12 protein-coding genes and 1 pseudogene are annotated in these 14,458 nt (G+C 47.2%); 7 read left to right on the forward strand and 6 right to left on the reverse strand.

Annotated features, from left to right (window positions below; all coding sequences use genetic code 11):
- Positions 1-143 precede the first annotated feature (143 nt).
- A complete protein-coding gene (gene purH, locus L0B52_RS04390; protein ID WP_260088713.1) occupies positions 144-1,718 on the forward strand; it encodes a bifunctional phosphoribosylaminoimidazolecarboxamide formyltransferase/IMP cyclohydrolase in 1,575 nt (524 codons plus the stop codon).
- Between the two features lie 57 nt (positions 1,719-1,775).
- Here purH and L0B52_RS04395 read toward each other — a convergent pair whose 3' ends face one another.
- Positions 1,776-3,233, reverse strand: a complete 1,458-nt coding sequence (locus L0B52_RS04395; RefSeq protein ID WP_235065364.1) for a DASS family sodium-coupled anion symporter — start codon at positions 3,231-3,233, stop codon at positions 1,776-1,778.
- A 36-nt stretch (positions 3,234-3,269) separates the two neighbouring features.
- Positions 3,270-4,595 carry an anaerobic C4-dicarboxylate transporter gene (locus L0B52_RS04400; RefSeq protein ID WP_235065365.1) on the reverse strand — a complete coding sequence of 442 codons (1,326 nt, stop codon included), beginning with the start codon at positions 4,593-4,595 and terminating at the stop codon, positions 3,270-3,272.
- 271 nt (positions 4,596-4,866) lie between these two features.
- On the opposite strand from L0B52_RS04400, the gene orn reads away from it, so the two are divergent.
- From orn to ilvE, 3 genes and pseudogenes are all read left to right on the forward strand, one after another.
- Positions 4,867-5,421, forward strand: a complete 555-nt coding sequence (orn, locus tag L0B52_RS04405; RefSeq protein WP_235065366.1) for an oligoribonuclease — start codon at positions 4,867-4,869, stop codon at positions 5,419-5,421.
- Positions 5,408-6,100, forward strand: a complete 693-nt coding sequence (locus L0B52_RS04410; RefSeq protein WP_235065368.1) for a response regulator — start codon at positions 5,408-5,410, stop codon at positions 6,098-6,100. The genes orn and L0B52_RS04410 overlap by 14 nt, the downstream gene beginning before the upstream one ends.
- 149 nt (positions 6,101-6,249) lie before the next feature.
- A pseudogene (gene ilvE, locus L0B52_RS04420) lies at positions 6,250-7,246 on the forward strand (branched-chain-amino-acid transaminase).
- Positions 7,247-7,325: 79 nt separating this feature from the next.
- Here the strand turns inward: ilvE and L0B52_RS04425 are convergent.
- The 4 genes from L0B52_RS04425 to L0B52_RS04440 all read right to left on the reverse strand — a co-directional run bounded on the left by L0B52_RS04425 (position 7,326) and on the right by L0B52_RS04440 (position 11,040).
- Positions 7,326-8,174 (reverse strand): neutral zinc metallopeptidase, encoded by an 849-nt coding sequence (locus tag L0B52_RS04425; protein ID WP_235065372.1) that lies wholly within the window; start codon positions 8,172-8,174, stop codon positions 7,326-7,328.
- A gap of 152 nt (positions 8,175-8,326) precedes the next feature.
- Positions 8,327-9,130, reverse strand: a complete 804-nt coding sequence (locus L0B52_RS04430) for a ferritin-like domain-containing protein (RefSeq protein WP_235065373.1) — start codon at positions 9,128-9,130, stop codon at positions 8,327-8,329.
- Positions 9,131-9,299: 169 nt separating this feature from the next.
- Complete coding sequence (locus tag L0B52_RS04435) at positions 9,300-10,466, reverse strand: YncE family protein (RefSeq protein WP_235065374.1); 1,167 nt, start codon at positions 10,464-10,466, stop codon at positions 9,300-9,302.
- Between the two features lie 13 nt (positions 10,467-10,479).
- A complete protein-coding gene (locus tag L0B52_RS04440; protein ID WP_235065375.1) occupies positions 10,480-11,040 on the reverse strand; it encodes a copper chaperone PCu(A)C in 561 nt (186 codons plus the stop codon).
- Between the two features lie 147 nt (positions 11,041-11,187).
- On the opposite strand from L0B52_RS04440, the gene L0B52_RS04445 reads away from it, so the two are divergent.
- From L0B52_RS04445 to holA, 3 genes are all read left to right on the forward strand, one after another.
- Positions 11,188-12,882 carry a chloride channel protein gene (locus tag L0B52_RS04445; RefSeq protein WP_235065376.1) on the forward strand — a complete coding sequence of 565 codons (1,695 nt, stop codon included), beginning with the start codon at positions 11,188-11,190 and terminating at the stop codon, positions 12,880-12,882.
- 106 nt (positions 12,883-12,988) lie between these two features.
- The gene (lptE, locus tag L0B52_RS04450; RefSeq protein ID WP_235065379.1) at positions 12,989-13,483 is read left to right on the forward strand and encodes an LPS assembly lipoprotein LptE; all 495 of its coding nucleotides are present in this window, start codon (positions 12,989-12,991) and stop codon (positions 13,481-13,483) included.
- Entirely contained in the window at positions 13,480-14,376 is an 897-nt protein-coding gene (gene holA / locus L0B52_RS04455; RefSeq protein WP_235065381.1) for a DNA polymerase III subunit delta, read from the forward strand. Before lptE ends, holA begins: the two co-directional genes overlap by 4 nt.
- The last annotated feature ends 82 nt before the right edge of the window (positions 14,377-14,458 follow it).

The following is a 14,458-nucleotide window of genomic DNA, read 5'->3' on the forward strand; positions in this document are numbered from 1 at the left end:
AACTCTCACTCAAGATAATCGATTATTTTAACAAAGCGACTCCACCCTGTCGCCGTTTTTCACGCGATTATATAATAATGAGGGTAAGTTACGTATAATGCGCAGTTTACGTTAAAAAATGAGAAGCACTGCTTGGAGTTTCAATGAATACGCACGCTATCACCCCAAAAACAGCCTTACTCAGCGTTGCTGATAAAAGTGGCTTAATCGATTTCGCAAAACGCTTAAGCGCAGCGGGTGTAACCTTATTATCCACCGGCGGCACAGCAAAAGCGTTACGCGACGCCGGTATCGCTGTCACTGACGTCAGCGATCATACCGGCTTTCCAGAAATTATGGGGGGACGGGTAAAAACGCTACATCCGAATATTCATGGCGGCATCCTCGCACGACGCGGTGAGGATGACAGTGTGATGGCAGAACATGACATCAGCGCGATTGATTTGGTGGTGGTTAACCTATACCCCTTCCGAGAAACGATTGCCAAACCCGATGTAACCCTTGAAGAGGCGATTGAACAAATTGATATCGGTGGCCCAACGATGGTACGCGCTGCAGCGAAAAATCACGCACACGTTGGTATTGTGGTGGACCCAACCGATTATCCTAATGTGATTAGCGCAGTAGAAAATGGACACTTAAATCTCAAATTACGTCGAGAGCTCGCTGCCAAAGCCTTCGCGCATACCGCCGGATACGATCAGGCGATTGCACAATACCTTAACCAAGCCTTTGGCATTCAAACCACAGAGCAAGCTTTTCCAAAGCAATTACAACGCAACTATGCCCTGGTTGAAACGCTGCGTTATGGTGAAAACCCGCACCAAAATGCAGCCTTTTATAAATCACTATCGCCAATCGGCAGCAGCCTTGCCACCGCCGTCCAGCATCAAGGTAAGGCGTTGTCTTACAATAATATTGCTGATGCAGACGCAGCCCTTTCTGCCGTTTTGCGCTTTGATGAAGAAGCCGCTTGTGTGATTGTTAAGCACGCTAATCCGTGTGGGGCAGCTACGGGTGAAAATGTGATGGAAGCTTATGATCTGGCACACCGCTGCGATCCCACCTCAGCCTTTGGTGGCATCATCGCGTTTAACCGCGGGGTCGATGAACGGACTGCACAAGAAATTCTTAGCCGCCAGTTTGTGGAAGTGATCTTGGCACCAGCTTACAGCAAAGACGCGCTGGAAGTCTTCGAACAAAAAGCCAACATCCGGGTTTTAGAAATTTCCAGTAGTGGTCACGAAGAAGATGAATGGCAGATTACCAGCGTACACGGTGGGATCTTAGTGCAAGACTGGGATAACGGTAATGTGTGTCGGGAAGACCTGAAAGTTGTCAGTAAACGCGAACCCAGTCATCAAGAACTCAACGATCTACTCTTTGCCTGGCGGATTGTTAAATCGGTTAAATCAAACGCTATTGTGCTTGCTAAAGACGGAGCAACGATTGGCATTGGCGCCGGACAAACCAGCCGCGTCTATTCTTCACTCATTGCTGCACGCAAGGCTCGCGATGAAGGGTTAGATGCTCATGATAGCGTACTGGCAAGCGACGCCTTTTTCCCGTTCAGAGATGGGATTGATGCTGCTGCTGAGGCTGGCGTAAAAGCGATCATCCAGCCTGGTGGCTCAATGCGTGATGAAGAAGTGATTGCTGCGGCTAACGAACACGGCATCGCGATGATCTTTACCGGCATGAGGCATTTCCGACACTAAGCATTCGGTGATTAAAAAAAGCGCGGTATTCCGCGCTTTTTTTAATCTGATCACCTATCAATAATAGCCTAATAATTTCCACCATAAGAGACCAACCCCGATCCACAACGCCAGGTTGATCACACTCATGACAAAACCAATGCTCCACCAACGTCCAAGCGACACATAACCAGAGTTAAAAATAACCGGTGCAGTACCTGTTGCGTAGTGGGTCAAGCTCATCATCAAGTTACCCGCTGCGGCCATAATCAACGCAAACAGCATCGGCGGCGCACCAAGACTCAACCCCGCCGCATAAAATGCCGCAAACATCGCGGTAATATGCGCGGTAGTACTGGCAAAAAAGTAATGCGAATACAGAAACACTAACGTGAGAATAGCCGCTGCCACGATCCAATTAACGCCCATTGTGGCAATCCCGGATTGAATACTATCGGCAAACCAGCCAATCAAGCCCAGTTTATTGAGAAAGCTCGCCATCATAATCAATGCGCTAAACCAGACAATCGTATCCCAGGCAGAGCGCTCTTTTAGTACATCATCCCAACTCAGCACACCGGTGATCAGTAACAATGACAAACCAAGTAACGCCGTGGTCGCTGAATGCAACTTAGCCCCTTCACCGAACACTAACGCCGGAATATCTGCCCAAAACAATAATAATAAGGCAAACACACCGAGCATAATCCATTCATCACGCTTAATCGCACCAAGCTCTTTTAAGCGCTCACGGGCAAACTTGGTCGCATCCGGGGTGGATTTAACCTCAGGTGGACTTAACCAATAAATCACTAACGGCATGACCAGCAAACACGCCAAACCCGGTAGCAACATAGCCAATGCCCAAGTGGTCCAGGTTAGCTCGATTTGTGAACCTGTCGCCTCAGCAACAAATTTCACCACCAACGGATTCGGCGCAGTGGCGGTGATAAACATCCCTGAGGTAATCGGGTTGGTGTTGTAATTCACCAGCGCTAGATAACGACCAATTTTGCCGCTCGTTCCCTCTTCAGGCGTTGAATGAAAACTGCTCGCAATCGAGCGCATGATCGGATGAATAATCCCACCACCACGCGCAGTATTCGAGGGGGTAATCGGCGCTATGACCAGCTCAGAAAAGGCGAGTGAATAACCAATTCCTAACGTTTTCCTACCAAATAAGGAAATAAAGTAATACGCAATCCGTGCACCTAGACCTGTTTTAATCAAGCCACGTGAAATCATGATCGAAAGGCCAATCAACCAAATCAACGGACTGGAAAAACTCGACAGTGCGTCTTTAATTGCGCCACTTGGGCTATCGTTGGTCACCCCTGTAATCGCCACCACAGCCATAGCCAAAATAGCCAGTGCGCCGATCGGTAAGGCTTTACCAATAATCGCCGCGATCGTGGCAATAAAAATCGCCAACAAATGCCAGGCATTCGGATCAACCCCATTGGGCACAGGAATCACAAACCAGATCGCTAAGGCAATGCCTATCGCAATCAACGAAGGAAGTGGCTTAATCGCCATATTTAACCCCTTATAAGATGCTCCACATCTTGTATATCAAATAAAAAAAGTAGCCAGCAACACACCAACAACACATGCAACAACTACACCTATTAGCCCTGGAACCATGAAACTATGGTTGAAATAATATTTGCCGATTTTTGTTGTTCCAGTCACATCAAAATTAACTGTCGCAATATCCGAAGGATAATTAGGAATAAAGAAATAGCCATAAGTAGCAGGCATCAACCCTATCAATAATGGTACTGGTAAACCCATCGCTAACCCGACCGGCAACATCATTCGAGCGGTTGCGGCCTGTGAGTTAACCACCACAGAAACTATGAACAATGCCAAAGCAAACGTCCATGGATAGCTTTGCACCATTTGTGTAATACCTTGCTCAAACGATGGCAACGCATATTTAAAATAGGTATCACTCATCCATGCAATCCCAAAAATGGCAATAGCAGCAACCATCCCTGATTTAAAAACCACACCAGTTGGAACTTTTTGCACTTCGGTTTTCGTAGCGAGCAGGATAATACCACCAAACGCCAACATCATCATTTGAATAATTGGCGTCATAGATATCTTCTCTCCTCCGATAGTGCGAATACTAGGCACCATCGCTACAATCACAATACAAATTAATGCCAGTAAGAATAACAACACTGAATTACGTGCTGAGGATGGTAACGTTTCATCTAAAGATGTATTTGTCGTATTTTCGATGCGCTCACGCCACACCGGATCACTCATACGACGTTGATACTCAGGATCATCTTGCAGCTCCTTACCACGGCGCATACTATAAAACGACAGCACCATTGTTCCGATAAAAGTAGCTGGAATGGTTACAGAAATAATTCCAAGTAATGTAATATTCTCATGTCCTGGAAGTTGGACAATCTGACTCAGATAATAAACTACTGCCGCTGAAATAGGGCTGCCTGTAATTGCCAATTGTGAAGCAACAGATGCAGCAGCCATTGGCCGTTCTGGACGGATACCGTTTTTTAAAGCCACATCGCCAATAATTGGCATTACTGAGTATACTGCATGACCTGTACCAAGCATTAATGTCATAATATAGGTCACAGTAGGGCCTAATAATGTCACACGTTTTGGGCTACGCCTTAGAATACGTTCCGCCACTTGTAACATATACTTTAAACCACCTGCTGCTTCTAGAATTGACGCACAAGTTACCACTGCCAAGATAATCAACATAACGTTAACAGGAGGACTGGTTGGCGGCATCCGTAAAACTAGCACTTCTACCAGTAAGCCAATTCCCGATACAACCCCTAAACCGATACCACCATAACGACTACCAATATATAAAAATACCAGTAAGAGCAAAAATTCCAGATATAACATAGTGCAACCTTGTCTTTGTTAAATTAACAACTTTACTATATAAAGTTTATGGATATTTTACGCTTCTACTCTCGAAAAAACCAATTTTTCTAGGGATGAAATTTGCTACATGCTTTTTTGGTCTAATTCATAAAGCTGCTATCTAGCCAGATTTATTTGAATAACATTCCTTTTAAAGGACTACCACGTGGTGAAGTATTGTTGTTAGCAAAAATCGGGCTTTTGGCTAAGTTTCTGTTAGAATTGCGGCAATGTTGAATAAAATGTACCCATGCTTGCTCATAAAAATAACCTGATTTGGATTGATCTTGAAATGACCGGTTTGGATAGCCAAACCCACGAAATTATTGAAATCGCGACCATCATCACCGATGCGGAACTCAATATACTTGCTGAAGGCCCGGTGCTCGCCATTCATCAACCGGATCAGATTATCGACAACCTGGATGAATGGAACACCCATTATCATGGCAAATCGGGGTTAGTGGATCGGGTAAAAGCCAGCGCTATTTCATACGCTGAGGCCGAACAGGCTACGCTTGAGTTTGTCCGGCAATATGTGCCCAAACGACAGTCGCCGATGTGTGGCAACAGTATCTGCCAGGATCGCCGTTTTATGGCGCGACTCATGCCGGATTTAGAAGCTTTTTTCCACTATCGCAACCTTGATGTATCCACGCTTAAAGAGCTTGCCAAGCGTTGGTATCCGGATGCGATGTACCAAAAACAAAGTACCCATACAGCGCTCGCCGATATCAAAGATTCTATCGATGAGCTGCGTCATTATCGCCAACAGCTATTCATCAAAAAACATGAGCCAGACTAAAGAGATTTTGATCGTCGAAGACGAAAGTGGCATTCGCCAATTGATCACCTTTGCCCTGCAGCACGAAGGTTTTAGCTTCAGTGAAGCCAAAAGCTTACAAACCGCACAACACCAACTCTCCGAACACACTCCAGATTTAATTATTCTTGATTGGATGCTCCCTGACGGCAACGGCGTCAGCTTGCTGCAGCAACTCCGCAAGCGTAGCGAAACTGCGAATATCCCAATCATCATGCTCACCGCACGCTCCTCTGAACAAGATGTGATTAAAGGCCTCGACAGCGGCGCTGATGATTATCTAACCAAACCGTTTTCGATTGCTGAATTAACCGCACGAATTAACGCTCTGCTGCGTCGTGCGAACAGCGACGAAAGCAGCGATGTCATCGAATGGAAAGGGATTGTGGTTAATAGCGAAACCCACGAAGTCACTTGCCAAGGACAAACGGTTACCTTGCATCGTCGCGAGTTTCAGCTATTGAAAGTGTTTATCAGTCAACCGGGCAAAGTACACGAACGTGAACAGCTTATTCACAAAGTCTGGGGCGATTTTGCGGAAGTTGGTGATCGCGTGGTGGATGTCGCGGTCCGGCGTTTACGTAAAGCCTTTGAGGGCATTGATTACGAACTGCCAATTAGCACCATCCGCGGCATCGGCTACCGTTTGGATAAGAGCTAAATGGCTCTCTATCTTTAATATGAGTTAACTACAGCCTAATATGTGAGCATCAGACCAGAAATAGCTGATTAATTCGCAAAAAACACGCCTAGGCAAGGTAAAACCTGCGCGCTATAATCTCCGCTTTAGCTTTATGTAAGGAATTCATTATGCCACGTCCGATTCCCGCCGTGTTTGGCAGCGTTTTTTATGAACAGATGCCGGTTTCTGTGTATCAATCAGGCTGGCAGGCGGTCTCATGGCAAGGCAGTGATTCATTAAACTTACATCCAGCAGCGCACGTTTTACATTACGGCAGCACGTGCTTTGAAGGGCTAAAAGCGTTTCGTCATGGTGATGGACGGATGGCGATTTTTTCGCCTCGATGCACACATTGAGCGCATACAGAAAAGTGCGGAACGCCTCTATCTACCCGCTCCTGATGCGTCATTGCTGCGCGAGATGATTATTGATCTGGTGCGTCGTTGTAGGGATATGATTCCTGACGCGCCAGGGTCACTCTATTTACGCCCAACCTTAATCGGGATTGATCCAAACATCGGTAAAGCCGCGGTTGCTTCAGACACCGCAATGCTCTACGTACTTGCTTCTCCGGTTGGTGATTATTTCACTCCAGGCACACCACTAAAACTGTTGGTTGAAACCGAACACCAGCGCTGCGCACCACATATGGGTAGTGTGAAGAGCGGTGGCAACTACGCCTCCGCCCTTTATTGGCAAATGATCGCTAAAAAAGAAAAAGACGTACAACAGGTGTTGTTCTGCCCGAATGGTGATGTGCAAGAAACCGGCGCGTCAAACTTTATCCTAATCCAAGACAATACCTTAATTACGAAATCACTCAGCGATGAATTCCTTCATGGGGTTACCCGCCGCACTACCTTGCAAATCGCCCAGGATTTGGGTTATCAAGCGCACGAAACCTCACTCAGCGTCGATGATTTACGCGAAGCGATTAACAACGGGGCTGAAGCTGCGCTCACCGGGACAGCAGCGGTGATTGCCCCAGTGACTGCGTTCCTCATCGGCGATGAAACGATCGAGGTTCAAAGCCAGGAACACGCACTCAAGCTCCGTCGCGCGATTATGGATGTGCAGTATGGCCTCCGGCCTGATCCACACGGCTGGCTAACCTTCGTCGATTAATTCGGTCTTATTGAGATACGTATAAAAAAGGCACCATCAATGGTGCCTTCTTGTCATCAATCAAACTTAGTGAGATCGATTAAAGCTGACTAAAGGTATCGCAGCGCTCAATCGAACCATAACGAATCCCTTGATTCAACCAATATTGGCGCTGTTCAGCACTACCGTGGGTGAATGATTCCGGATGAACCGATCGTCCGGCATCCTGCATGATGCTGTCATCACCAACCGCAGCAGCGGCGCGCAACCCTTCTTGTAAATCGCCCGCTTCAAGCTGAATATCGCTGGTACGCTCAACATGATTCGCCCAAATACCGGCATAGCAATCGGCCTGTAATTCGAGCGCAACCGAAATGGCGTTTGCCTCACTTTTACTCCGCCCACGCATCGCTTGATGCGCTTGTGGCAAGGTTTGCAGTAAATTCTGCACATGATGCCCCACTTCGTGCGCGATCACATAGGCAAAGGCGAAATCGCCTGCGCCACCTAAGCGTCGCAAATCGTTAATAAAGCTTGGCGGCAAATAGACGGTTTTATCGCCAGGACAATAAAAAGGCCCAACCGCTTGACTGTTAATGCCACAGGCTGTTTGCACATTCCCATCAAAAATCACTGCTGATGCTTGCTGATAACGCTCACCATAGCGGGCCAATTGCTTATCCCAGACATCTTGATTCGACGCAAAGACCACCGAAATAAATTGCGCAATTTCATCGTCTTCAGCCGGCGGTTTGTCGGTTGTGCTTGATGAGCCGCCGAGCATGGAACTTCCTGCATCGACCAGACCAAGCATCATGCGCGGATCAACGCCCATAAACCAGCCAACCAGTACAATAATAATCCCGGTTAACCCGATGCCGCCCACCGCAGCACCTTTGCCGCGTCGATCACTCACCCGACCGCTTCTTCTCCCCTGTTTCCAACGCATGAACGCTTCCTCCAACAATCCTTTACTATCTAAATCCGTTCGCTCAATGTAACAACCTGCCTCTGTTTCAGCCCTGGCTCAAAACCACAGAACCCAACAGTCGCATCACAAGCCTCTGTCTCAATGTATAATACTGTAGATTAAACCCGCTGTCAGGATTGGCTGATTTCCTCAAGCATCGCCATCTCTAAATCATCAAACCCTGCCTGCAAGCGTGCTTCGAGGTTAAACGGCCCTCGAATCCGTGTTTTAAGGTAATTGCTTAATAAATCAGCAAAAGTTTCGCGATAATCTAAACCGCGTTCGGCACAACAATATTTAAACCATTTCGAGCCAATCGCAACATGTCCGTGCTCATCACGATAGATCACATCCAGTAAATCTGCGCTCCGTGTCTCACCATGCTGGCGCAATTTGCGTTGAATCCCCGGGGTGACATCCAAACCGCGCGCTTCCATCACCCGTGGCACCAGCGCCATGCGCACCATCACATCATATTCCGTATCCACACACGCCTGCCACAAGCCATCATGGGCAGGAAAAGCCCCGTAGTAACTACCAAGCGCTTCTAATCGCTCCACAATCAAACTAAAATGATACGCCTCTTCTTTGGCGACCAACAGCCAGTCGTGATAATACGCATCCGGCATATTCTGAAAACGATATGCGGCATCGAGCGCTAGGTTAATCGCATTAAACTCAATATGCGCAATCGCGTGCAACATCGCGCATACCCCTTCATTGGTATCTAAGCGCCGGCGTGGAACGTCTCTTGGCAACACCAACGCTGGTTTCGCTGGTCGTCCTGCATCAGGTAAAGATCGGACTTCCGTTGCCTCACGGTGCAACAAACCATCGCGATACGCATAGTGTAATTTATAGGCATCTTTTAGCTTCCGATTAACCTCATTATCGGTCAGCGTGCGCCAAATAGCCTCGTAAAGAGATGTTTGCATCAATCCACCTAATCAAACCAACTTAGTAAAACCGCTCTATTTTAACCATTTTCGCGTGCCATTAAGCTATCAAAAAACCATCGAGCACTTCGATGGCTTATGTGTATGATGTTAGATCAAGCGCTCTACCAGCAGCTATCAGTGCCTCACTCACCAGAAAAACATGACGCTAATGGCATAAGGTATTACTCGCCCCCATGATCACCTTATCTGCAGCGTCAATATACGGCAGCTCCAAGCGCTTGAGCGTCCCATCACGCAACCCATAGGCGTATAACGCCGCCTCACCATGTACGGTTAATAGCGCCGTTTTGCTATCAGCAGTAATAAACACCGTTTGTACGGTACCAGGTAATGTTTGCTGATCGATGGTCTGAAAATCTTTGCTGCTTTGTAAATCTAAGCTTTTACCGGCAAGTAATAGCCGTTGATCAAGCCAACCGCTCGCCACAACCGATAACGATTGCCCAGTTTGTGGCACATCCACCACATCGCTCAAATCATCCACAGCGACACGCAGCCCTTTGCCTTCTTCAGAAAATAGCCAGGCATAACGCCCATTACTATCAACATAGGGTTGCAGAATTGGCGAAGTCCATTGACCTACAGTCGCTGCTACTTGTCGCTCAGATAATGACCAAAACACAGCTTGATAAATACCCTGTTGATTGGCTGCGGCGAAAATCAAATAACGCCCATCCGGGGTTATGGCTAACGGCGAAAAATCCTGCCAATCTTCAGGCAGTGGGTACGCTGTTTGTAGATTGTCATCCATCGACCAGGCAACCAGCGATGGCGAACCTTTATCCAGCACCCATAAGACCTGCGCAAACCCGTCATAAAAAATCGTCTTAATATCATTTAGCGGCTCTGGGATGCGCTCTATGCGCTTATCGACCATATCGAGCACCGCAACCGATTGTTGATCGGCATAAAAAAGCCGTCTGTCACCGTCATGATACTGCCAATGTTCAACGGCCATATCGAGCGTTTGCTGTTGCGATTCGTGGGTCGTGGTGTCATAAAAATAGACTTGCTTACTCCCCTGAGGCGCATAGATTAATTGTCCACTAGCTGCACTTAACGCCCAAAAATCTGGCGTCGCATCGAGCGCTAACTGACCGATACTCTGGCCTTGAATCACATCGACCACGGTAACCGTTTTTTCCTCTGCTTCACTCACAAAAGCAAACCGCGTCGGGGCGTTAAGATCAAATAACTCGCTCATCACTTGATCTGGAGTGACATCCCGCAAAAAAAACCACGCAGCGGCTAGCGCGATAAAACCAAACAACGCTGCGATAAGCAGCGTTGTTTTTTTCTGTTTATGCTTCATGCAAGGTTAAGCATTAGTGAGCATGTTCAGTGCTTTCAGCAGCTTTTTCCATATCCTTCATGTCATGGCTCATCTCGCCTTCTTTCATGTCCATGCCTTTCATATCATGGCTCATGCCGCCTTCTTTTCCGTCCATACCGAAATGTTCCATCACTTGATCGATGCTATAAACCGGTGCCTGGCAGCTGACGCTCTCACCATCAGCAAAATTGAAGGTCATTTCATGTTCGCTACCCACTTCTGGCGCTTCTTTAATGCCCATGATCATCACATGATAACCACCCTTTTTAAATTGGTGCTCACCCGGAGTCAGATCATATTGTTTGATTTCTTGCATCTTCATCACACCGTCTACTACGGCCATTTCATGGAGCTCAATTTTATCGCTGATAGAAGGAATTTCTGCGCTAACCAGCGCGATATCTTTATCTGATTCGTTATTAAATGTGACGAACGCACCGGTCATCATTTTGGTCGGCAATACTTCTTGAATCACACAATCACTCACACTCACATCAGCCGCTTGTGCTAAACCACTGGCCAATAAAATCGCTACTGCTAACTTACGCATCATAAACTCCTTGAAGTTAAGAGATAAAAAAACCAATATGTCATCACTGACACCTGTGTTCATTGAACATATTGATAACGACATTCTAGCATTTTTATTCTATCATTAGTCTATATGAATCGCTTGATACGCATTTTTTTTAGTTATTTTATGCCGATCGTCGTGGGCATCTTAGTGGCCATGCTGACCAGCATTTTTTACAAGATTATCCATCTGCTGAGCTCAGGCTGGCAAAGCAATTTACTGGCCAGTGCCTTGGATATCAATGTTGCCTGGATTCGCGCAGCAGCACCACTATTGTGCGCGCCCATACTGATTTTTTTGCTCTATCGTATTCCTGAGCGCCGTCAACACAGCCAGGCTGATGTGATTGAAAGCATTCATATCGACCAAACCAATTTTAATTTACCGGCATCGCTCTATTCAGTTTGCGCGTCAATGCTCGCGCTTGGTAGCGGCTATTCCGTGGGGCAACACGGACCGATTGTGCAGCTTGGCGCAGCCTTAGGCTATTTCTCTTATACATTTAAACTCTTCAAACGCCACTATATGCATGTATGCATTGGTGCCGGGGTGGCTGCAGCGATTGCTGCTATTTTTCATACGCCAATCGCAGCGGTAGTCTTTGCCCATGAAGTGATATTTCGTTTTTTCTCGGTACGTGCGGTCGCCCCTGTGACAATCAGCGCGGTGATCAGCCATATTTTTGCCACCGAAGTGTTTAACATTCCCACGTTTTTAAGCACCTCTGATTTTACAATTGAGAATCCATTGGTGCATTTGTCCGTCATTCTCAGCGCGATCATCGCCGGTTTGATTGGCACGCTGTTTATTAAAGCCGTGATCAGCATGCAGCTTTATATCAATCGCCGGAAAATTGGTATCGGAAAACGGATCATGCTCGCGGCCGTCCTCATGGCGATCACTGGGTATTTTGTCCCTGAAGTGATGGGGATCAGTAGCTATTTTCTCCACAGCGTCACCAATTATCACGATATTGCCCTGTCGCTCTTAGTCACCGTATTGGTGGTTAAATTACTCATTACGACCTGTACGCTTGGCCTTGGCGTACCGGGTGGGATATTCAGTCCAGCACTATTTTTTGGCGCTGTCCTTGGCGCGATCATCTCAAAAATCAGCGTGCTCTATTTCCCAGTGGCTTTTCAAGACAACGGCATGCTTGTGATTGCTACCATGGCGACGATGGCCAGTGCGATTGTTGGCGCACCGATTTCAATGATTTTGATTTGTTTAGAGTTTACTGGTGATTTTAGTGTCACCTCTGCCGTCATGCTTGGAGTAGTGATTGCTAATATCATCGGTTATCGTTTGCTTGGTGTGAGTTCATTCTTTGACGCACAGTTGCGCGCACGTGGGATTAATATGGAAGTCGGCCGCGACATGATTTACCTCAAACGCCAGCAGATCATGGGCTTGGTCGATCAAAGTAAAATCACCATCTCTGCCGACACGTCCTTAAAAGACGCTGAAACTTTAGTATTAGAAAAACGCTTGGTGAGCACCTATGTTATTGATGATGAGGGCATCTATCTAGGGCGCATCACCTTGCTCAATATCCGCGCAGCCTTACGCGAAAGCGATAATAGCGATCAGCCGATTCGTGAATTTGTTGAAGACAATGGGCAACACCTATATCGTCACAGCTCATTATGGGAAGCTGTGGAGCTTATGGGACAGTTTGACGGCACACATATCCCGATCTTAGAAAGCCCTGAGCGCCCGATCTATCTTGGTACACTCTACGAATCGAAACTGATTCAAACTTATCTCAACGACATGCAGCAATTGCGGAGCCGTGAACACCAAAATGTGCGCCGCGGTTAACGCGTTTAAATGAGTGAACGGTGTCGGTTACACCATGCCTTTGGTGGCATTAAATTAGTGCTTTGCGTTACAATAGAGCATCCTTGAACCCGCAAACGGATGGACCATGCCCTCATTACGTACCGCCTTTTTGTTGAGCGCTGTTGTGCTACTGTCTGCCTGTGGTTTCCACCTCAAAGGGACACAAGGCGCCTTAAGTTATACCCCGGATACACTCTATCTGGTAACCCCTGATAACCGTGGCGATTTAGCGCTGGTGTTACGCGATTATATTGATGCCCAGAAAATCACGCTACTTAAGCAAGGCAACGATGCGCTTACTGTGGTGATCAGCGACATCGATAACCGGCGCATTGAAAAGGCTATGGGTAATAATACCGACCGCACCCGAGAAATTGAGCTTAATGATGGTTTTGTTGCCACGATCAGCCGCGATGGCGTTGTACTTGGCACCCGTCGTATCAGCTCACAAACTTCTATCGAGTACGCGAGTAACACCTATTTAGGAAACAGCGAAGAAGAGCGCGAGGCACATATTCGCCTGATGCGCGAAAACGCCGATAAATTACTGCGCTTTATCAGCGCTGTAGGTAAACCGTGAACATCAAAGCAGAGCAGGCGCCCGCGTATTTTCAAAACGTCGAGTGCCCGCCGATCACCTTAATTTATGGCGCTGAACCGCTGCTTAATTTAGAAGCCCTACATGCAGCCAAACAGCGCGCAAAGGATGATGGTTTTAGCGAACGCCAACGTCTTGATAGCGGTAGCGGCTTTAACTGGCAACAACTCGGCAATGAAATCGATACGCCCTCATTGTTTTCACCGAAGCGGCTGATCGAATTAGTTATTGAAGACAAAAATCTGAATAAAAAAGCCGCCGACGCCCTCAGTGCGCTTAGTGGACATCAATTTAAGCACACCCGGCTAATCATTTACGCACCGGATCTTGAAAAACCTGAAAGCAAGGCATGGGTGAAAAACCTATTTACCAAAGACAACTTGGTTATTCAATCACAAACCCTTTTCCCTAAAGCGTTTGCCAAACAAATCGAACAACGCCTACATCATGCCAAGCTACACTTAACAGAATCTGCCTATGTCCGCTTAATGGACTATAGCCAAGGCAACCTGCTTGCCGGACAGCAAGCCATCGATCGTCTAGCCATCCACCCGCAACACAAAGACATCATCAGCGCAGAGCTGCTTGTAGACTTACTCGCGGATATGTCTCAATTTGGCGCGTTTGCACTCAGCGATGCTTTGATCATGCAGAACTGGCTGGAAGCGTATCATATCGCCTGTCGACTCGAAGCTGAGCGCAATAACGAAGCGGTACTCATTACCTGGAGCCTGCACAGGGACTGTACGGTAATGCTGCAGCTCAAGAACGCCATCCCCAAAGACCATGAGTCGATATTTAAACAATACCGCATTTTTTATCAAAAAAAGGGCATTACCGCGAAGCCGCAAGGCATTTTTCCCGCGGGCTTTTAGTGAATATGCTGCATTTAAGCGCCAAACTTGACCGAATCAATAAAGGCGCCGAGGCAGGCTCTTTTTGGCTGACGTTACGCCA

Origin of the sequence: Suttonella sp. R2A3, from assembly GCF_021513215.1 — a bacterium.
In the GTDB taxonomy this organism is placed as follows: Bacteria; Pseudomonadota; Gammaproteobacteria; order Cardiobacteriales; family Cardiobacteriaceae; genus JAHUUI01.